The organism is Ehrlichia japonica, from assembly GCF_000632845.1.
In the GTDB taxonomy this organism is placed as follows: Bacteria; Pseudomonadota; Alphaproteobacteria; order Rickettsiales; family Anaplasmataceae; genus Ehrlichia; species Ehrlichia japonica.
The window spans coordinates 36,297-58,517 of record NZ_CP007474.1 but is presented as its reverse complement, the minus strand read 5'-3'; the positions used below and the strand labels follow the sequence as shown (position 1 = coordinate 58,517).

The 22,221-nt window shown below is 30.8% G+C and carries 21 protein-coding genes; 20 read left to right on the top strand and 1 reads right to left on the bottom strand.

The genetic code is table 11. The features are described from left to right. Window positions 1-12 precede the first annotated feature (12 nt). The 19 genes from EHF_RS00290 (at window position 13) to EHF_RS00200 (ending at window position 19,022) form a co-directional block, all read left to right on the top strand. Complete coding sequence (locus EHF_RS00290; protein ID WP_044193947.1) at window positions 13-849, top strand: P44/Msp2 family outer membrane protein; 837 nt, start codon at window positions 13-15, stop codon at window positions 847-849. Between the two features lie 14 nt (window positions 850-863). After that, window positions 864-1,739 carry a P44/Msp2 family outer membrane protein gene (locus EHF_RS00285; protein WP_044193946.1) on the top strand — a complete coding sequence of 292 codons (876 nt, stop codon included), beginning with the start codon at window positions 864-866 and terminating at the stop codon, window positions 1,737-1,739. Between the two features lie 24 nt (window positions 1,740-1,763). After that, on the top strand, window positions 1,764-2,600 hold the full coding sequence (locus EHF_RS00280) for a P44/Msp2 family outer membrane protein (protein ID WP_044193944.1): 837 nt from the start codon (window positions 1,764-1,766) through the stop codon (window positions 2,598-2,600). 116 nt (window positions 2,601-2,716) lie between these two features. Then, window positions 2,717-3,196 (top strand): hypothetical protein, encoded by a 480-nt coding sequence (locus tag EHF_RS04515; RefSeq protein WP_156928246.1) that lies wholly within the window; start codon window positions 2,717-2,719, stop codon window positions 3,194-3,196. Then, the gene (locus EHF_RS00270) at window positions 3,189-4,049 is read left to right on the top strand and encodes a P44/Msp2 family outer membrane protein (RefSeq protein WP_044193942.1); all 861 of its coding nucleotides are present in this window, start codon (window positions 3,189-3,191) and stop codon (window positions 4,047-4,049) included. Before EHF_RS04515 ends, EHF_RS00270 begins: the two co-directional genes overlap by 8 nt. Before the next feature lie 8 nt (window positions 4,050-4,057). Continuing rightward, the gene (locus tag EHF_RS00265) at window positions 4,058-4,903 is read left to right on the top strand and encodes a P44/Msp2 family outer membrane protein (RefSeq protein ID WP_044193940.1); all 846 of its coding nucleotides are present in this window, start codon (window positions 4,058-4,060) and stop codon (window positions 4,901-4,903) included. A 9-nt stretch (window positions 4,904-4,912) separates the two neighbouring features. Further along, entirely contained in the window at window positions 4,913-5,758 is an 846-nt protein-coding gene (locus tag EHF_RS00260; protein WP_044193938.1) for a P44/Msp2 family outer membrane protein, read from the top strand. A gap of 23 nt (window positions 5,759-5,781) precedes the next feature. Then, the gene (locus tag EHF_RS00255) at window positions 5,782-6,672 is read left to right on the top strand and encodes a P44/Msp2 family outer membrane protein (protein ID WP_044193936.1); all 891 of its coding nucleotides are present in this window, start codon (window positions 5,782-5,784) and stop codon (window positions 6,670-6,672) included. Between the two features lie 23 nt (window positions 6,673-6,695). Further along, on the top strand, window positions 6,696-7,577 hold the full coding sequence (locus EHF_RS00250) for a P44/Msp2 family outer membrane protein (protein ID WP_044193934.1): 882 nt from the start codon (window positions 6,696-6,698) through the stop codon (window positions 7,575-7,577). 24 nt (window positions 7,578-7,601) lie between these two features. After that, complete coding sequence (locus EHF_RS00245; RefSeq protein WP_044193932.1) at window positions 7,602-8,492, top strand: P44/Msp2 family outer membrane protein; 891 nt, start codon at window positions 7,602-7,604, stop codon at window positions 8,490-8,492. Window positions 8,493-8,515: 23 nt separating this feature from the next. Beyond that, window positions 8,516-9,421 (top strand): P44/Msp2 family outer membrane protein, encoded by a 906-nt coding sequence (locus tag EHF_RS00240; protein WP_044193930.1) that lies wholly within the window; start codon window positions 8,516-8,518, stop codon window positions 9,419-9,421. 579 nt (window positions 9,422-10,000) lie between these two features. Next, entirely contained in the window at window positions 10,001-10,852 is an 852-nt protein-coding gene (locus EHF_RS00235; protein WP_044193928.1) for a P44/Msp2 family outer membrane protein, read from the top strand. A gap of 319 nt (window positions 10,853-11,171) precedes the next feature. After that, the gene (locus tag EHF_RS00230) at window positions 11,172-12,008 is read left to right on the top strand and encodes a P44/Msp2 family outer membrane protein (RefSeq protein ID WP_044193926.1); all 837 of its coding nucleotides are present in this window, start codon (window positions 11,172-11,174) and stop codon (window positions 12,006-12,008) included. 327 nt (window positions 12,009-12,335) lie between these two features. Continuing rightward, the gene (locus tag EHF_RS00225) at window positions 12,336-13,172 is read left to right on the top strand and encodes a P44/Msp2 family outer membrane protein (protein ID WP_044193924.1); all 837 of its coding nucleotides are present in this window, start codon (window positions 12,336-12,338) and stop codon (window positions 13,170-13,172) included. 325 nt (window positions 13,173-13,497) lie between these two features. Next, window positions 13,498-14,334, top strand: coding sequence for a P44/Msp2 family outer membrane protein (locus tag EHF_RS00220; protein ID WP_044193922.1), 837 nt, complete (start codon window positions 13,498-13,500; stop codon window positions 14,332-14,334). Window positions 14,335-14,661: 327 nt separating this feature from the next. Beyond that, on the top strand, window positions 14,662-15,501 hold the full coding sequence (locus tag EHF_RS00215) for a P44/Msp2 family outer membrane protein (RefSeq protein WP_044193920.1): 840 nt from the start codon (window positions 14,662-14,664) through the stop codon (window positions 15,499-15,501). Window positions 15,502-15,840: 339 nt separating this feature from the next. Further along, on the top strand, window positions 15,841-16,677 hold the full coding sequence (locus EHF_RS00210) for a P44/Msp2 family outer membrane protein (RefSeq protein ID WP_044193918.1): 837 nt from the start codon (window positions 15,841-15,843) through the stop codon (window positions 16,675-16,677). Between the two features lie 340 nt (window positions 16,678-17,017). Beyond that, window positions 17,018-17,854, top strand: coding sequence for a P44/Msp2 family outer membrane protein (locus EHF_RS00205; protein WP_044193916.1), 837 nt, complete (start codon window positions 17,018-17,020; stop codon window positions 17,852-17,854). 337 nt (window positions 17,855-18,191) lie between these two features. Continuing rightward, window positions 18,192-19,022: a P44/Msp2 family outer membrane protein gene (locus tag EHF_RS00200; protein WP_044193914.1), complete on the top strand. Its 831-nt coding sequence runs from the start codon at window positions 18,192-18,194 to the stop codon at window positions 19,020-19,022. A 450-nt stretch (window positions 19,023-19,472) separates the two neighbouring features. Here EHF_RS00200 and EHF_RS00195 read toward each other — a convergent pair whose 3' ends face one another. Next, window positions 19,473-20,288: a P44/Msp2 family outer membrane protein gene (locus EHF_RS00195; RefSeq protein ID WP_044193912.1), complete on the bottom strand. Its 816-nt coding sequence runs from the start codon at window positions 20,286-20,288 to the stop codon at window positions 19,473-19,475. Window positions 20,289-21,735: 1,447 nt separating this feature from the next. Here EHF_RS00195 and EHF_RS00190 point away from each other — a divergent pair. Then, entirely contained in the window at window positions 21,736-22,128 is a 393-nt protein-coding gene (locus EHF_RS00190) for a hypothetical protein (RefSeq protein WP_044193911.1), read from the top strand. The last annotated feature ends 93 nt before the right edge of the window (window positions 22,129-22,221 follow it).

Sequence of the window (22,221 nt, the reverse complement as noted above, 5' to 3'; positions counted from 1 at the left end):
TAAGGGAAAAATATGTATAATAAAATAAACTATATAGTAATGCATACAATAATATTAGTTATTTTATTACTACCTGTAAAATCTTCTTCAGCATTAATAGATAATATGGAAAAAGATGCAAAAGCTTCTAATATATATGTCAGTAGCCAATATAAGCCTAGTATTCCTCATTTTAGGAATTTCTCAATACACGAAGCTAATTCCAAAATAAAAAATTCAGTAGAATCTGAAAAAAATATCATAATCAATCTAAGCAGTATCCTAAAGTCAAATACTCATAACACCATTCCCTATAATTTACAATTTCAAGATAACACTACTAGTTTCAGCGGAACTATCGGTTATTCTTCTAGAGGGTTAAGACTTGAAGCAGAAGGTTCTTACGAGGAATTTTATATAAAAAATTTTAATGAGTCATTAATAATAAGTTCAAGTAAATATTACTCTGAGACATACAATATAAATCCTCAAAGCGTTGCTTTCGCAAGAGATAACAAATTATCCATTACATCTATTATGGTTAATACTTGCTATGATATTTCAATTAGTCATACATCAGCAGTTCCATATTTATGCACAGGTATTGGTGGAGATTTTATAGGGCTCTTTAATGCAACATATTTTAAACTTGCATATCAAGGAAAGATTGGGGTGAGTTATCTAATAAACAATAATATCCTATTATTTTCTGATATATATTATCATAAAGTCATGGGTAATGAATTTAAAAACTTGTACATACAACATGTAGCCAATTCTAATATTTCTGCAGAAGTTATACCTGTATTAGCTAACCTTGATATTGGTTATTTTGGCAGTGAAATTGGAGTAAGGTTTATATTTAATTAAGTAAGGTTATATCTATGGTAAAAAAGCTTAACTTTGTAAATGCAGTACTAGCGCTTTTGTTATTTCTTTTTCCGTTTCAGTCATTTACAATATCTATAGGCAACAATACACTTACCCAGCAGGTTGGGTTGTATATAAGTGGACAGTACAAACCAAGTATCTCTTACTTTAAAAATTTTTCAGTAGCAGAAAATAATAAAATTGTGGACTTAATAGGTCTTGACACTGGTGTTACATATATTACAGAAACTACATTACAGGATGATACAAAATTTAATATCCCTTACATTGCAAAATTTAAAAACAATTTTACAAATTTCAGTAGTGCAATTGGTTATTATTCAGGGCAAGGACTAAGATTAGAAATAGAAGGTTCTTATGGGAATTTTGATGTTGTAAATTGTAAAAATTGTGTAGTAAAAGATGCTAATAGATATTTTGCTTTAGTACGTGAAAAAAAAACTGATGCATTTTCTCCGAAAGCACATGATGGTACTAATGGTAACAAGACATCTTATTATACTTTTATGAAAAATAATGGAATATCTATTGCATCGGTTATGATGAATAGTTGTTATGATTTTTCTTTTAATAATCTAAAGATATCACCTTATGTATGTGTGGGTATTGGTGGAGATTTTATTGAATTTTTTGAAGCAACATATATTAAGTTTGCTTGTCAAAGTAAAATTGGCATTAATTATATAATATCTCCTTCTATCAGTATTTTTACTGATGGTTATTATCATAAAGTTATAAATAATCAGTTTAAAAATTTACATGTTAAGTATCCATATACACTTAAAAATTCACCTACAATTACTTCTGCAACAGTTAAACTCAATCTTGGGTATTTTGGTGGTGAAGTTGGAATGAGGTTTATATTTTAAAGTAATTAAGCAAAGGAATTTTTTATGAATAACAAGAACTTTATTATAATAGGAACAGTATTTGCATCTCTACTGTCATTTTTATCTATTGAATCTTTATCAGATGTAAATCATAATATAGAGGGCAATACTAGTGGTATATATGTCGCAGGACAATATAGACCAGGAGTTTCTCATTTTACTAATTTTGCAGTTAAAGAAACCAATAATACTACCAAACAATTAGTAAGATATAAAAAAGATGCAACTTCTATTGCTCTTGCAACTAATACAAATTTTCAAGATTCATATACTGTAAAATTTCAAGATAATGTTACAGGCTTCAGTGGAGCTATTGGATATTCTTATCCAGATGGACTAAGATTTGAAATCGAAGGTTCTTATGAAAAATTTGATGTTAAAGATCCTAAAGATTCTTCGTTAAAGGATGCTTTTAGGTTTTTCGCTGTAGCACGTAATATGAACAGTAATAACCCTGAGACTGGTAAATACACAGTTATGAAAAACAATGGTATGTATATTACATCAATTATGATTAATGGCTGTTATAATCTATCTTTCAATAATTTAGTTGTATCACCTTATATATGTGCAGGTATCGGTGAGGACTTTATTGAATTTTTTGATACTTTGCACATTAAATTTGCTTATCAAGGTAAGCTAGGTATCGACTATCACTTATCTTCTAAAATTAACATATTTGCCAATGGGTATTATCATAAAGTTATAGGAAATAAATTTAAAAATTTAAATGTTAATCATGTTGTTGCACTCACTCAATTCCCCAAAGTGACTTCTGCAGTAGCTACACTCAATGTTGCTTATTTAGGTGGTGAAGCCGGAGTAAGGTTTATATTTTAATAATATAACAGGGTAATCTTCTTATGATACATAAAGAAAAATTTATTACAGTAAGGTATGTTTTAATACTTTTGTTATTTGTTTCTTATATTTACATTTTTCTAATGCTTGTGGGTATGAGCAGTAGCATTAAAAATTTTATTATACACGCTATCGGGTTTTATAAGGTTAATATTTTTAATGCTAACACAAAAAAGTTAACAAATGTTGAAGATGTTATTACTAGCTTTAATAATACTAAGTTGTCCCTAGGTAGCGAATCTCTAAAATTTCATCAAAAATTACAAACTTTTTATAGGGTATTTTTCTGTATTAAAAGTCCTTATGGTATCATACTCAAGATTTTGCATGGCACTCTGAGAAACATTGAAACATCATACTACACACGCATTGCTACTATCAAAAATTCTCACTTCCTTGATGCTTTATATATGATTCTTATTTATCAATATAAGTTAGGAATTGATGGTAGCCACCTTATAAATCAACATAATAAAAATACTCTAGTAGTAACATCCATACCTAGTATTAGAGGTTTTGGTGATAGAGCTCGAGTAAGAAATATATTAAATAATAAGGAAAGTTCTTATGAGTAGTAAAACAATGTTTTCTATAGTAAGGTTAGCACTAGTATGTCTAGTGTCATACTTACCTATCCAATCTTTTTCAGAATCAAATAATATTCCTGAGAATATTAAACATACTGGATTATATATTAGTGGACAATATAAACCTACTGTTTCTCATTTTAGTAATTTTTCAGTCAAAGAAACTTATATCGGTACTCAAAGGTTATTTGGATTACAAAAAAATGCTAATTCCATCACAAGTGACATAAAAACACATACAAAATTTGATATTCCTTATAATGCCAAATTCAAAGGTAATGCTCTTAGCTTTAATGGGGCTGTTGGGTATGTTGCTCAAAAAGGACCAAGAATTGAAATAGAAGGATCTTATGAGAAATTTGACATTAAAGATTCTGGCAATTATACAATAAATGAAGCAGCCAAGTACATTGCTTTAGCAAGGGTAGCTGCAACAAGCAGCAACCAAAGTTATCCTGACACAGGCACATACGTTGTTATAAGAAATGACGGTTTATCTGTTGCATCTATTATAATTAATGGTTGTTATGACTTCTCTTTAAATAATTTAAAGATATCACCTTACATATGTGCAGGGTTTGGTGGGGATATGATAGAATTTTTTAATGCTGTACGTTTTAAATTTGCTTATCAAGGGAAATTAGGCATTAGTTATCCGTTATCTTCTAATATTATTTTATTCGCTGATGGATATTATCATAAGGTAATAGGCAATCAATTCAAAAATTTAAATGTTCAGCATGTTGTAAATCTTACTAAAGAACCTAAGGCTACTTCTGCAGTCGCTACTCTTAATATTGAGTATTTTGGCAGTGAATTTGGGTTAAAGTTTATATTTTAAGGAGTTTTATGAATAAAAAACAATTTATTACACTAGGGACAACTTTAGCTTACCTATTGCTGTTGCCTAGTATATCTTTTTCAGAAGTTAACAATAATGTTACCAGTCAATCTTCCGGATTATATATAAGCGGGCAGTATAAACCAGGAATTTCTCATTTCAACAAATTCTCAGTTAAAGAAACTTATCATGATACGGTTCGATTAATAGGGTTAAAACATTCTGCTATCTCTACTGATAGGTTGAACACTAATACAGATTTTAATGTTCCTTATAAAGTGACATTTCAAAATAACATAACTAGCTTTAGTGGAGCAATTGGTTATTCTGATTCTACAGGTCCGAGATTTGAGCTTGAAGGTTCTTACGAGAGATTTGATGTTACAGATCCTGGAGATTGTACAGTAAAAGACACTTATAGATATTTTGCATTAGCCAGAGAAGTTTCAGCTGATACTCCTAATACTCCTACTAGTGGAAAATTCACTGTTATGAAGAATGACGGTGTATCTATTGCTTCCGTTATGTTTAATGGCTGCTATGATATTTCTTTAAAAGATTTAGAAATATCACCTTATGTATGCGCTGGCATCGGTGGAGATTTTATAGAGTTTTTTGATGCATTGCATATCAAATTAGCATACCAAGGTAAGTTAGGTCTTAATTATTATTTATCTACTAAAGCAAGTTTATTTATTGACGGATATTATCACAAGGTTATAGGCAATCAATTTCATAACCTAAATGTCCGACATGTAGTTGATCTATCTACAGATCCTAAACCTGTATATGCAGTAGCTACACTTAACATTGGTTATTTTGGTGGCGAAATTGGAGTTAGACTCACATTTTAAAGGAATATTATGAGTAATAAAAAAAGCTTTTTTACAATAGGTGTATCATTCATAGCAAATTTATTATTGCTATCTAATGCATTTTCTACAGAAAATACAAGCAATTACACTTATTTCAAACCTAGGTTGTATATTGGAGGACAATACAGACCAGCAGTTTCTCATTTTAGCGAATTCTCAGTTAAGGAAACAAATTTCAATACTGTTCGATTAGTGGGATTAAAAAAAGACCTCAGTGCTATCAATAGCACTAATATTGCTAGTAATACAAATTTTAATTTTCCTTACATTGCAGAATTTCAAGATAATGCTATTAGTTTTAGTGGAACTATAGGATATTCATATTCTAAAGTATTAAGAATTGAAGTAGAAGCTTCTCATGAAGAATTTGACGTTAAAAATCCTGAAGGATCTGTTGTAGATACATACAGGTATTTTGCTCTAGCACGTGCTGTGGACAACACTAATCCTCAGAATGGAAAGTTTACTGTAATGAAAAACGATGGGCTGTCAATTTCATCTGTTATGCTAAATGTCTGTTATGATTTTGAGCCAGATGGTATACTAGTAACGCCTTATATATGCGCAGGAATAGGAGGAGACTTTATAGAATTTTTCAATGACTTACACGTTAAGCTTGCTTACCAAGGTAAAATGGGTCTCAGTTATTCAATATCCCCTGAAGTTAGTTTATTTCTTGATGGATATTATCATAAAGTAATCGATAGCAAATTCAAGAATTTACATGTTCAACATGTAGCTGATTTAGATAGTGCTCCTAATTTTACATCTGCAGTTGCTACACTCAATATCGGATACTTTGGTGGTGAGGTTGGAGTAAGGTTTACATTTTAATTATAATTAAATACGGGAATTTCATGAGTAAGAAAAATAAATTCATTGCAGCAGGTACAGCATTGATGTACTTATTGCTATCACCTAATATATCGTTTTCAGAAAATATAAATAGTAACGTCAACAAATCTGGGTTATACATCAGTGGACAATATAAGCCCAGTGTCTCTGTTTTTAGTAATTTCTCAGTAAAAGAAACACATGTCCCTACAAAACAGTTGGTAGCTTTGAAAAAAGATGTTGACTCTGTTGAGGTTAGTACAGATGCTACCAAAGGGCTTAATAAGCCAGATAATTTTACCCTTCCTTACATGCCAAAATTCCAAGATAATGTTGCTAATTTTAGCGGAGCAGTTGGATTCTTCTATAAAGGCTTAAGAATTGAATTAGAAGGTTCTCATGAAGAATTTGATGTCAAAGACCCTGGAGGTTATACAGCAATAAAAGATGCTTACCGCTACTTTGCTTTAGCACGTGATACAGAAACTAATAAAATTCAACCAAAAAACAAAGAATCCTCTACTACGCCACAGGGGATTTATCACACTGTAATGAAGAATGATGGGCTATCCATTTCATCTGGAATGATCAATGGTTGTTATGATTTTACTTTAGGTAGTTTGCCAATATCACCTTATATATGTATAGGTATGGGTGTAGATGCTATACAGTTCTTTGATGCATTACATATTAAGTTTGCACATCAAGGTAAAGTGGGCATTACCTATTCATTATCGTCTAATGTGAATTTGTTTGCTGATAGTTATTATCATAAAGTACTAGGCAATAAATTCAAAAATTTGAATGTTCAACACGTCTATGCATTGCAAAATCCTCCTAGGGCTACATCTGCAGTTGCTACACTAGATGTCGGATACTTTGGCGGTGAAGTTGGAGCAAGGTTTATATTCTAATTTAATTAAATACAGGAAATTTTATGAGCAAGAAAAACAAATTTATTGTGATAGGCACAGCACTAGTGTATTTGTTATCACTACCTAATATATCTTTTTCAGAAACTATAAACAATAGTATTGAACAATATTCTGGATTATATATTAGTGGACAATATAAACCTAGTGTTTCCGTTTTTAGTAATTTCTCAGTCAAAGAAACAACTGTTCCTACAAAGCAACTTATAGCTCTTAAAAAAGATATAGATTCTGTTGAGCTTGACAGCAATGCTAGTAAAGGTATTAGTAAACCAGATCATTTCAACACTCCTTATACTGTAGAATTTCAAGACAATGCTGTTAATTTTAATGGAACTATTGGTTATTCCTTTTCTGGAGGCCCAAGAATTGAAATAGAAGGATCTTATGAAGAATTTGATGTTAAAAACCCTGGAGGTTATACATTAAATGATGCCTTTCGGTATTTTGCCTTAGCACGTGAACTGAAAAGTGATGCAACAAACCAACCCAAAGAGAAATCTACTGGTATTTATCACACTGTAATGAAGAATAATGGCCTATCCATAACGTCTGTTATAATTAATGGTTGCTATGATTTTTCTCTAGATGATTTCTCAGTATCACCTTATATATGTGGCGGTATAGGCGTAGACGCTATAGAATTTTTTGATGCATTGCACATTAAACTTACTTGCCAAAGCAAATTAGGCATCACTTATTCATTATCTTCTAACATTAGCTTATTCGCCGGTGGCTATTATCATCAAATAATAGGTAACCAATTTAGAAATCTAAATGTTCAGCACGTAGCTGATCTTAATGATGCACCTAAAGTTACATCAGCAGTTGCTACACTCAATATCGGATACTTTGGTGGTGAGGTTGGAGTAAGGTTTATACTTTAAATTGTAATTAAATACGGGAATTCCATGAGTAAGAAAAATAAATTCATTACAGCAGGTACAGCATTAATGTACTTATTGCTATCACCTAATATATCGTTTTCAGAAAATATAAATAGTAATGTCAACAGATCTGGGTTATACATCAGTGGACAATATAAGCCCAGTGTTTCTGTTTTTAGTAATTTCTCAGTAAAAGAAACAAATGTCCCTACAAAACAGTTGATAGCTTTGAAAAAAGATATTGATTCTGTTGAGATTAATAAAGATGCTAACAAAGGGCTTAGTAAGACAGACAATTTTACCCTTCCTTACATGCCAAAATTTCAGGATAATGTTGCTAATTTTAGCGGAACAGTTGGATTCTTCTATAAAGGCTTAAGAATTGAATTAGAAGGTTCTTATGAAGAATTTGATGCCAAAGACCCTGGAGGTTATACAGCAATAAAAGATGCTTACCGCTACTTTGCTTTAGCACGTAATACAGAAGATGGTAAAACTCAACCAAAAAACAAAGAAACTTCTACTGATCCAAATGGGGTTTATTACACTGTAATGAAAAATGATGGGCTATCCATTTCATCTGGAATGATCAATGGTTGTTATGATTTTACTTTAGGTAGTTTGCCAATATCACCTTATATGTGTATAGGTATGGGTGTAGATGCTATACAGTTCTTTGATGCATTGCATATTAAGTTTGCGCACCAAGGTAAGGTAGGCATTACCTATTCATTATCTTCTAATGTGAGCCTATTTGCTGATGGTTATTATCATAAAGTACTAGGCAATAAATTCAAAAATTTGAATGTTCAACACGTTTATGTATTGCAAAATCCTCCTAAGACTACATCTGCAGTTGCTACACTTGATGTTGCATACTTTGGTGGCGAAGTTGGAGCAAGGTTTATATTCTAATTTAATTAAATACAGGAAATTTCATGAAGAACAAATTTATTGCGATAAGTACAGCATTGGTATGTTTATTATCATCACCTAACATATCGTTTTCAGAAACTGTAAATAGTAAAATTGAAAAACATTTTGGACTATATATTAGTGGACAATACAAACCTAGTGTCTCTGTTTTTAGCAATTTCTCAGTAAAAGAAACAAATGTTGCTACGAAGCAGCTTATAGCTCTTAAAAAAGACATTGATTCTGTTGAAATTGATGCTAGTAATGCTGACAAAGGTATTAGTAAACCAGAGCATTTCAACATTCCTTATACTGTAGAATTCCAAGACAATGCTGTTAATTTCAATGGAGCTATTGGTTATTCCTTTTCTGAAGGCCCAAGAATTGAAGTAGAAGGGTTTTATGAAAAATTTGATGTAAAAAACCCTGGAGGCTATACAAAAGTAAAGGATGCTTACCGTTACTTTGCTTTAGCACGTGACTTAGAAGCTACTAAATTTCAGCCAAAAAATAAAAGTTCATCTTCCTCTTCCCCCCCTCCCACACCAGGTGTTTTCCATACTGTAATGAAAAATGATGGTCTATCTATTTTAGCCACAATAGTCAACGTTTGCTATGACTTTTCTCTAGATGAGTTATCGGTTTCACCTTACATATGTGTAGGAATGGGTATAAATGCCATAGAATTTTTTGATGTTTTACATGTGAAATTTGCTTATCAGAGTAAGTTAGGTATTAGCTATCAGTTATTCCCTAAAATTAATCTATTTGTCAACGGATATTATCACCAAGTAATAGGCAATCAGTTTAAAAATTTGAATGTTCAATACGTTTACGATTTAGAAAAAGCTCCTAAAGTTACATCTGCAGTTGCTACACTTGATGTTGCATATTTTGGCAGTGAAGCTGGCATAAGATTTACATTCTAATTTAACTATTGAAATAATGAGAAAACACGCTAAATAGTGTTTTCCATTATTCAATGGTTAACTCTAACAATAAAAAATAAAGTATAAATAGGCTTTCTAGTTTTAAATTAATAATAAAATTATATCCCATTAATAAAAAGCTTTAAGTTATAAAGTACATATTTTTAAAGATCTTTCCTAAAATTCCAAATAGCACCTACTAATTAAGTCATACTTTGCCTTGCTAGAATAAATTTTGATTAATTTACTATTCCATCTTTATTAATATATATTCTAATGTAAAGAATCAGGATAATAGATTTACTTATAGGGTATAACCGCTATTAATAGATTACGCATAAAGTATTAAATTTGTTTCCTACAACAATAAATATATGATGTAATAAAAGTATAATTTAATAATATCTTTATTAATTAATCAATCTATTACAAATTTTATTAAAAAATTTTCTCTAATTACTTTAAATATCAATTACTTTTATTGTAAATTTAAAAGAAATTTTACATTCTAGACTTGCTTTTCTTTACTTCTTTTATTATTCTTAAATTTTGATTATCTTTTATAAAAGGTTTATTAACATGAATTATAAGAAAATTTTTGTAGGGAGCGCATTAATCTCATTAATGTCAATCTTACCGTACCAGTCTTTTGCAGATCCTGTAACTTCCAATGATACAGGAATCAATGATAGCAAAGAAGGCTTCTATATTAGCGTAAAGTATAATCCAAGCATATCACATTTTAGAAAATTTTCAGCTCAAGAAACTCCTATTAATGGAACAACTTCTCTTACTAAAAAAGTTATTGGACTAAAGAAAAATGGAATTATAATTACTCATAGTGATTTCACCACAACAGATCCAGCTTTTGAGTTTCACAATAACTTAATATCAGGGTTCTCAGGAAGTATTGGTTATGCTATGGATGGACCAAGAATAGAACTTGAAACTGCATACCAACAATTTAATGCAAAAAATCCTGACAGTAATGACAGTGATAGTAGTGATTACTACAAGTATTTTGGGTTATCTCGTGAAGATGCAATAGCAGATCTGAAATACGTGGTACTTAAAAACGAGAGTATAACTTTCATGTCGTTAATGATTAATACTTGTTATGATATTACAGCTGAAGGAGTACCTTTTATACCATATGCATGTGCAGGTATAGGAGCAGACCTTATAAGTATATTTAAAGATTTTAACCTAAAATTTGCTTATCAAGGAAAAATAGGTGTTAGTTATCCGATTACACCGGAAGTTTCTGCATTTATCGGAGGATATTATCATGGAGTTATAGGAAATCAGTTTAACAAGATACCTGTAATAACACCTGTAGTATTAAGTGAAGCTCCTCAAGTTACATCCGCTTCAGTAACTCTTGACACTGGATACTTTGGCGGAGAAGTTGGAGTGAGATTCACCTTCTAGTTTTATTTATTTACTGTTACACATAATAAACAGTAAAAAACTTAGCAATTCATATCATAGGGAAAATATGAAGTTATTTCAAGTTTTCCCTTGTGTGTTTCTGTTTTTTGTTATGGAAGGTGTTTCATTCTTACCATGAATACCTTAGTATGTTGCTTTAGTAAGAAAGTACACTTTTCCTTTCTATGCAAATAATACAACATATTAAATTTTTCTTACAATAATCACAGATATTTTTCGTAAAAAGTTACCTTCTAGCTTGCATTTACCTTATACTTCCACTATTGTTAGCTTATTTTCACTATTTTAGGTGTGTAATATGAATTGCAAAAAAATTTTTATGACAACAGCATTAATATCATTAATGTCCTTTCTACCCGGAGTGTCATTCTCTGATCCAGTACAGGATAGTAGCACTAATGGTAACTTCTATATCAGCGGGAAATATATGCCAAGCGCTTCTCATTTTGGAGTATTTTCAGCTAAAGAGGAAAAAAATCCTACTGTGGTATTATATGGGTTAAAACAAAATTGGACAGGTGTAGGAGCATCAACACATAGTGATGATGATTTTAGTAATAAAGGTTATTCATTTAAATATGAAAATAACCCATTTTTAGGCTTCGCAGGAGCTATTGGTTATTCAATGGGTGGTCCAAGAGTAGAGTTTGAAGTGTCTTACGAAACATTTGATGTTAAAAATCAGGGTAATAATTATAAAAATGATGCCCATAAGTACTGCGCTTTAACCCAACAAGATGGCACCACCAAACCTACACAAAATAAATACGTTCTACTAAAAAGTGAAGGACTACTTGACATATCATTTATGCTAAATGCGTGCTATGATATAATAACAGATGGAATACCTTTTTCTCCTTACATATGTGCAGGTATTGGTACTGATTTAGTATCTATGTTTGAAACTACAAATCCTAAAATTTCTTATCAAGGAAAATTAGGCTTAAGTTATTCTATAAGTCCTGAAGCTTCTGTATTTGTTGGTGGGCATTTTCATAAAGTTATAGGAAGTGAATTTAAAGACATCCCTACCCTTAAAGCGTTTGCTTCATCAACGGCAACTCCAGATATGGCAATAGTAACACTAAGTGTATGTCATTTTGGAATAGAACTTGGAGGAAGGTTTAGCTTCTAATTTTATTGTTGCCACATGTTAAAAATGATCTAAAATTATTTTCATTATTGCTGCAGACAAAAAAAGAAAATAGTGGCAAAAGAATGTAGCAATAATAGGGGGGGGGGGGACAAAACTTACTAAAGCAAAATCCATTATATTCTTTTACTATTTTTACACACAAGGTGTTTAGAACAAGGTACACCCCATTATTACAATTTTACATAATATATTAAATTTTTCTTACAATAATCACAGATATTTTTCGTAAAAAGCTACCTTCTAGCTTGCATTTACCTTACACTTCTACTATTGTTAGCTTATTTTCACTATTTTTAGGTGTGTAATATGAATTGCAAAAAAATTTTTATAACAACAGCATTAATATCATTAATGTCCCTTCTACCTGGAGTGTCATTCTCTGATCCAGTACAGGATAGTAGCACTAATGGTAACTTCTATATTAGTGGAAAATATATGCCAAGTGCTTCTCACTTTGGAGTATTTTCAGCTAAAGAGGAAAAAAGTCCTACTGCAGCATTATACGGGTTAAAACAAGATTGGACAGGTGTAGGAGCATCAGCACATAATGATAATGATTTTAATAATAAAGGTTATTCATTTAAATATGAAAATAACCCCTTTCTGGGCTTTGCAGGAGCTATTGGTTATTCAATGGGTGGTCCAAGAGTAGAGTTTGAAGTATCTTATGAAACATTTGATGTTAAAAATCAGGGTAATAACTATAAAAACGATGCCCATAAATACTGTGCTTTAGATCAACAAGCTACCAGCAGCAGCGCTACAGCAAACAAATATGTTCTACTAAAAAGCGAAGGATTACTTGATATATCATTTATGCTAAATGCGTGCTATGATATAATAACAGATGGGATACCTTTTTCTCCTTACATATGTGCAGGTATTGGTACTGACTTAGTATCTATGTTTGAAACTACAAATCCTAAAATCTCCTATCAAGGAAAATTAGGCTTAAGTTATTCTATAAGTCCAGAAGCTTCTGTATTTGTTGGTGGGCATTTTCATAAAGTTATAGGAAGTGAATTTAAAGACATCCCTACTCTTAAGGCTTTTGCTTCATCAACAGCAACTCCAGATATGGCAATAGTAACACTAAGTGTATGTCATTTTGGAATAGAACTTGGAGGAAGGTTTAGCTTCTAATTTTGTTGTTGCCACATGTTAAAAATGATCTAAAATTATTTTCATTATTGCTGCAGACAAAAAAGAAAATAGTGGCAAAAGAATGTAGCAATAATAGGGGGGGGGGGGACAAAACTTACTAAAGCAAAATCCATTATATTCTTTTACTATTTTTACACACAAGGTGTTTAGAACAAGGTACACCCCATTATTACAATTTTACATAATATATTAAATTTTTCTTACAATAATCACAGATATTTTTCGTAAAAAGTTACCTTCTAGCTTGCATTTACCTTATACTTCCACTATTGTTAGCTTATTTTCACTATTTTAGGTGTGTAATATGAATTGCAAAAAAATTTTTATAACAACAGCATTAATATCATTAATGTCCTTTCTACCCGGAGTGTCATTCTCTGATCCAGTACAGGATAGTAGCACTAATGGTAACTTCTATATTAGTGGAAAATATATGCCAAGTGCTTCTCACTTTGGAGTATTTTCAGCTAAAGAGGAAAAAAATCCTACTGTAGCATTATACGGGTTAAAACAAAATTGGGAAGGTGTAAGAGCATCAGCACATAATGATAATGATTTTAATAATAAAGGTTATTCATTTAAATATGAAAATAACCCCTTCTTGGGTTTTGCAGGAGCTATTGGTTACTCAATGGGTGGTCCAAGAGTAGAGTTTGAAGTGTCTTATGAAACATTTGATGTTAAAAATCAGGGTAATAATTATAAAAACGATGCTCATAAATACTGTGCTTTAGGTCAACAAGATAATTCTGGTAAAGCGAAAGCAAATACCTACGTTCTACTAAAAAGCGAAGGATTACTTGATATATCATTTATGCTAAATGCGTGCTATGATATAATAACAGATGGAATACCTTTTTCTCCTTACATATGTGCAGGTATTGGTACTGATTTAGTATCTATGTTTGAAACTACAAATCCTAAAATTTCTTATCAAGGAAAATTAGGCTTAAGTTATTCTATAAGTCCTGAAGCTTCTGTATTTGTTGGTGGGCATTTTCATAAAGTTATAGGAAGTGAATTTAAAGACATCCCTACCCTTAAAGCGTTTGCTTCATCAACGGCAACTCCAGATATGGCAATAGTAACACTAAGTGTATGTCATTTTGGAATAGAACTTGGAGGAAGGTTTAGCTTCTAATTTTGTTGTTGCCACATGTTAAAAATGATCTAAAATTATTTTCATTATTGCTGCAGACAAAAAAAGAAAATAGTGGCAAAAGAATGTAGCAATAATAGGGGGGGGGGGGACAAAACTTACTAAAGCAAAATCCATTATATTCTTTTACTATTTTTACACACAAGGTGTTTAGAACAAGGTACACCCCATTATTACAATTTTACATAATATATTAAATTTTTCTTACAATAATCACAGATATTTTTCGTAAAAAGCTACCTTCTAGCTTGCATTTACCTTACACTTCTACTATTGTTAGCTTATTTTCACTATTTTTAGGTGTGTAATATGAATTGCAAAAAAATTTTTATAACAACAGCATTAATATCATTAATGTCCCTTCTACCTGGAGTGTCATTCTCTGATCCAGTACAGGATAGTAGCACTAATGGTAACTTCTATATTAGTGGAAAATATATGCCAAGTGCTTCTCACTTTGGAGTATTTTCAGCTAAAGAGGAAAAAAGTCCTACTGCAGCATTATACGGGTTAAAACAAGATTGGACAGGTGTAGGAGCATCAGCACATAATGATAATGATTTTAATAATAAAGGTTATTCATTTAAATATGAAAATAACCCCTTTCTGGGCTTTGCAGGAGCTATTGGTTATTCAATGGGTGGTCCAAGAGTAGAGTTTGAAGTGTCTTATGAAACATTTGATGTTAAAAATCAGGGTAATAATTATAAAAACGATGCTCATAAATACTGTGCTTTAGATCAACAAGCTACCAGCAGCAGCAGCGCTACAAAAGACAAATATGTTCTACTAAAGAACGAAGGACTACTTGATATATCATTTATGCTAAATGCATGTTATGATATAATAACAGATGGGATACCTTTTTCTCCTTACATATGTGCAGGTATTGGTACTGACTTAGTATCTATGTTTGAAACTACAAATCCTAAAATCTCCTATCAAGGAAAATTAGGCTTAAGTTATTCTATAAGTCCTGAAGCTTCTGTATTTGTTGGTGGGCATTTTCATAAAGTTATAGGAAGTGAATTTAAAGACATCCCTACCCTTAAAGCGTTTGCTTCATCAACGGCAACTCCAGATATGGCAATAGTAACACTAAGTGTATGTCATTTTGGAATAGAACTTGGAGGAAGGTTTAGCTTCTAATTTTGTTGTTGCCACATGTTAAAAATGATCTAAAATTATTTTCATTATTGCTGCAGACAAAAAAGAAAATAGTGGCAAAAGAATGTAGCAATAATAGGGGGGGGGGGGACAAAACTTACTAAAGCAAAATCCATTATATTCTTTTACTATTTTTACACAAAATTATGCACACATAAGATGTTTAGAATAAAGTACACTCCATTATTACAATTTTGCATAATATATTAAATTTTTCTTACAATAATCACAGATATTTTTCGTAAAAAGTTACCTTCTAGCTTGCATTTACCTTATACTTCCACTATTGTTAGCTTATTTTCACTATTTTAGGTGTGTAATATGAATTGCAAAAAAATTTTTATAACAACAGCATTAATATCATTAATGTCCTTTCTACCCGGAGTGTCATTCTCTGATCCAGTACAGGATAGTAGCACTAATGGTAACTTCTATATTAGTGGAAAATATATGCCAAGTGCTTCTCACTTTGGAGTATTTTCAGCTAAAGAGGAAAAAAGTCCTACTGTAGTATTATACGGGTTAAAACAAAATTGGGAAGGTGTAGGAAAATCAACACATAGTGATGATGATTTTAATAATAAAGGTTATTCATTTAAATATGAAAATAACCCCTTCTTGGGTTTTGCAGGCGCTATTGGTTATTCAATGGGTGGTCCAAGAGTAGAGTTTGAAGTGTCTTATGAAACATTTGATGTTAAAAATCAGGGTAATAATTATAAAAACGATGCTCATAAATACTGTGCTTTAACCCAACAAGATGGCAGCAACAAACCTACAGCAAGCAAATATGTTCTACTGAAAAGCGAAGGATTACTTGATATATCATTTATGCTAAATGCGTGCTATGATATAATAACAGATGGAATACCTTTTTCTCCTTACATATGTGCAGGTATTGGTACTGATTTAGTATCTATGTTTGAAACTACAAACCCTAAAATTTCTTATCAAGGAAAATTAGGCTTAAGTTATTCTATAAGTCCTGAAGCTTCTGTATTTGTTGGTGGGCATTTTCATAAAGTTATAGGAAGTGAATTTAAAGACATTCCTACTCTTAAAGCTTTTACTACATCACCAGCAACTCCAGATATGGCAATAGTAACACTAAGTGTATGTCATTTTGGAATAGAACTTGGAGGAAGGTTTAGCTTCTAATTTTATTGTTGCCACATGTTAAAAATGATCTAAAATTATTTTCATTATTGCTGCAGACAAAAAAAGAAAATAGTGGCAAAAGAATGTAGCAATAATAGGGGGGGGGGGGACAAAACTTACTAAAGCAAAATCCATTATATTCTTTTACTATTTTTACATAAAATTATGTACACATAAGATGTTTAGAACAAAGCACATCCCATTATTACAATTTTGCATAATATATTAAATTTTTCTTACAATAATCACAGATATTTTTCGTAAAAAGTTACCTTCTAGCTTGCATTTACCTTATACTTCCACTATTGTTAGCTTATTTTCATTATTTTAGGTGTGTAATATGAATTGCAAAAAAATTTTTATGACAACAGCATTAATATCATTAATGTCCTTTCTACCCGGAGTGTCATTCTCTGATCCAGTACAGGATAGTAGCACTAATGGTAACTTCTATATTAGTGGAAAATATATGCCAAGTGCTTCTCACTTTGGAGTATTTTCAGCTAAAGAGGAAAAAAATCCTACTGTAGTATTATACGGGTTAAAACAAGATTGGACAGGTGTAGGAGCATCAGCACATACTGATGATGATTTTAAAAATAAAGGTTATTCATTTAAATATGAAAATAACCCATTTTTAGGCTTTGCAGGAGCTATTGGTTATTCAATGGGTGGTCCAAGAGTAGAGTTTGAAGTGTCTTATGAAACATTTGATGTTAAAAATCAGGGTAATAATTATAAAAACGATGCTCATAAATACTGTGCTTTAGGTCGAGAAGATGGCACCACCAAACCTGCATCAAACAAATATGTTCTACTAAAAAGCGAAGGATTACTTGATATATCATTTATGCTAAATGCGTGCTATGATATAATAACAGATGGAATACCTTTTTCTCCTTACATATGTGCAGGTATCGGTACTGATTTAGTATCTATGTTTGAGACTACAAATCCTAAAATTTCTTATCAAGGAAAATTAGGCTTAAGTTATTCTATAAGTCCTGAAGCTTCTGTATTTGTTGGTGGGCATTTTCATAAAGTTATAGGAAGTGAATTCAAAGACATCCCTACCCTTAAAGCGTTTGCTTCATCAACGGCAACTCCAGATATGGCAATAGTAACACTAAGTGTATGTCATTTTGGAATAGAACTTGGAGGAAGGTTTAGCTTCTAATTTTGTTGTTGCCACATGTTAAAAATGATCTAAAATTATTTTCATTATTGCTGCAGACAAAAAAAGAAAATAGTGGCAAAAGAATGTAGCAATAATAGGGGGGGGGGGGACAAAACTTACTAAAGCAAAATCCATTATATTCTTTTACTATTTTTACACAAAATTATGTACACATAAGATGTTTAGAACAAAGCACACCCCATTATTACAATTTTGCATAATATATTAAATTTTTCTTACAAAAGTAACCGATATTTTACACCAAAATCTATATTCAGACTTGCTTTTATTTTATAGTTCTACTATTGTTAATTTATTTGTCACTATTAGGTTATGTATGAATTGCAAAAGAATTTTTATAAAAAGTGCACTAATATCATTAATATCTTTCTTACCTGGAATATCATTTTCTGATCCAATACAGGATAGTAATGCTAGTGGTAATTTCTATATTAGTGGAAAATATATGCCAAGTGCTTCTCATTTTGGAGTACTCTCAGCTAAAGAAGAAAAAAATGCAACAGCTAAAATATTTGGCTTAAAACAAGATTGGGATGGGTCTGCAATATCTAGTTCTAGTCCAACAAATGTATTCACAATTTCAAATTATTCATTCAAGTACGAAAATAACCCATTTTTAGGCTTTGCAGGAGCTATTGGTTATTCAATGGATGGTCCAAGAGTAGAGTTTGAAGTGTCTTATGAAACATTTGATGTTAAAAATCAGGGTAATAACTACAAGAATGAAGCTCATAGATATTACGCTTTGTCTCAACAGGACACAATTACAGAACACAAATTTGTTGTGCTAAAAAATGAAGGTTTAGCTGATATATCATTTATGCTAAATGCATGTTATGATGTAACAACAGAGGGAATACCTTTCTCTCCTTACATATGTGCTGGTATTGGTACTGACTTAGTATCTATGTTTGAAACTACAAATCCTAAGATTTCTTACCAAGGAAAATTAGGCTTAAGTTATTCTATAAGTCCAGAAGCTTCTGTGTTTGTCGGTGGACACTTCCATAAAGTAATAGGGAATGAATTTAAAGATATTCCTGCTATAGTACCTAGTGGATCAACTCTTGCAGGAAACCACTTTGCAATAGTAACACTAAACGTATGCCATTTTGGCATAGAACTTGGAGGAAGGTTTGCCTTCTAATTTAGTAATACATGTTGTTTAAGTAGTTTTGTATATAAGATAAAAGCTAGATTTGCACTATTACAAATATGCTAACAATTACACTGTCCTTATAAATTAGTTTTTACTACATACATTGTAATTGTTAGCCTAAACTAGTGGGAATTCTATAATGCTGCTTATTAGTTAAAGTAATTGTAGATCTAATGCCAAAAAATCACTAATATACTTCATCAATCTTCAAATTTATTTTACTGACAGCCCCTTTATTCAAAAACAACAGTGTGTCACTTGGCATTTTCCGTAACTACAGCCATACAAAAGCATAACTGTAGCGGAACAAAAATAATCAGGACTTTAAATACACTATGATTACGTAAGAAATTAGCGTGGTATAAACTAAAATAGGAAAACTATCACCTAATTCCCCACAATAGAAATTACAAGAAATTTATACTTAATAATAAAATCCTACAGTGCAAACCTCATACCAACTTCCCAACCAAAATAGTCAGTACCTAAAGTAGCAGAAGCTGAGGTAGTTTTAGGAACATCAGTAAAAGCAGAAGGATGATAAGCTATTTCTACTCTCTCATATTTGTTACCTACAACCCTATGGTAGTAACCTCCACCAAACAACATAATATTAACACTGACAGGATAGTTAACACCAAACTTAACTTGATAAGAAAACTTAGGTAAGGATCTGCCTAAAAACTTTATATAATCTGCACCAACACCAGCACATACATACGGTGCCAAAGGAACCTGACCATGCGCAACATCATAACAAAAGTTCACATTAAGAGACTTATTCATAACTCCATTGTTTTCTAGCACTATAAATTTATTATCTGCCATAGTATCAGCACGAGATAAAGCAAAAAATTTGTAACTTTCGCTTCCTTCAGGATACCATTGTCTTTCAGGCTCAAAACTTTCATACGAACCTTCAAATTCTATTCTAAAATCGTCAACATAATACCCGATAACACCACTAAAACCAGCAAAATTACTTGCATATGTAGGGTTATACACTTGTTTAAAACCAGAATGAGTAGTAATATCAGATTCGGTAAAACCTAAAGCAAAAATCCTCTTTGTAAGTCCAGGAAGTGTTTCTTGTGCTGAAAAATCACTAAAATTAGGAACACCAACTTTATACTGAGTACCTACGTAAAGCCCATTCCCTCCCTCAGGAATGTTTGTACTAGAAAAAGAACTATAAGGTAAAAAAGAAAGCAATGTACTCAATGCAACACCTATAATAAATTTTTTGTAATTCATTTTAAATCCATTAATAACAAGGTAAACTATGGTAATTTACTATGACAAACCATGCCAAGTCAAGCAATTGTACATAATTCTATTTGCACTATACAAATATTATAAACCATAAAAAAGAACACTTATTATATAAATAGCAATGTAGGACTTCACTTCTTAATTAGTAACCAATTATATGTAAATTCCCTACCTGTTTTGATAAATCTTACAAAAAATACCTTAATCTAACTTGGCTACTACTCAAACATTAAGAGAAAATAGAAAAGAAGCTTATGGAATATTACATCAGAGAATATCATTCCACTACAAACCATTCCACGTATAGATTAATAAATATACTGAGATACTTAAGTAATTGATTCCCATTTTGCCGTAAAAGAAAGTCTACATCTTATTAAGTCAAAAATTTTAATAACATCTTCTCCGATAACCATACAAGACGAGGAAATAATACTAGCATTACATATTGTAAAAATCGTAATAAATATTTATCATAGTGTAAGATAATATCCTATTTCACACATCTAGCTTTTACTAAGCAATGTTTATTATCGTTCGTCAAATGTCCCCTATATATCTACAATATCAAGCTTCTTCAAGTCCTAATTGTTAAATTTCAAATAAATATTCTAATACAAAAAGATAACTAAAAAAACATTGTCGTTATATTTTAAAACATACCTATCTGAGAAAAACCATTAAAATCTTTGCCAATATTTAAAAAATACTATTCTTTACTCCTTCCCACATACATACAACTCTATCAATTTCTATACTTATTATCATATATGTTTTCACTTACAAAAAAATCCTTAATATGTTAAAAAGAAGCATTTAATCTACATGAAATACGCAAAAAGATAGGACTTGATCTGCTGGAAAAATACTTAATATATCCAATAAACATGAGAAATAATAAGAAGGTATTAATATTATTATCAAAGTTTTTACAATTCTATACTTCATAAATTAACTTATCTAGCAGTAATAATAACTAATACTGTACAATACAAACATTAACAATTTAAATAAAAACAAACTTATTTATATACACCTAACCAATATATTTCTTAATTTGTACATAACATGAACAATCATTACATATGATTAAAATTATAGAATAGAAAATTTATATACGAAACATTCATCAAATTGACCAGTTTAAGCCATATTACAAACACATAAAACTACATTGCAGTTGATACTGAAACTCATAAATTATTACAACCCTACTGTAAACATTTTGTCCTATTTAGTTTGGCAATACCCTGTAAAAAACTATCAGAAATTCAAAACTAAATATGACTCTTATTATAAGACTTACATAATTTAATGTTTATAGAATAATAGTGCAATCCTGCAATAAAAAAAACCAGAAGATATATTGTTTTCATATACTAATTGTTATAGATTATATACACAATTCATTTGCATGTTAGGTATAATAATGAACGACTCAGAACTTTACCATGAAACAAAAATCTCAGTAGATCCTATAGATAATAGCACGTTTCATGCTTCTAGTGCTTCTAGTTTAACCAGTTTGCCTAATAACAGTTATATTTTTAACGACAATTGTATTTCTAAGTTTCTAGTTACACTATCTCCCACATCCATAAATAATCAATACATTGTTAACTTCACATTTGAACAACATAAAAACAATGCTGAGCAAAATTTATTAAAATTAATAACAGAACAATTTGTAGTTAATTTTGATCAAGAAAATCATGCCTTGGTTTTTAATAAAGGTGATACTTCTATAGTACTAAACGAGGATATGATAAGTTCATGTTTAAATTCTATAAAGGTAATACATAAAAACCATTCTATAGAATAACCAACATATTCTTTTATGTATAAAAAACTGGCCTATGCCTTTTGTTGTTGGTAAAAAAGTTTACCAATTCAATACAGCACAGTGAAAGTGCTG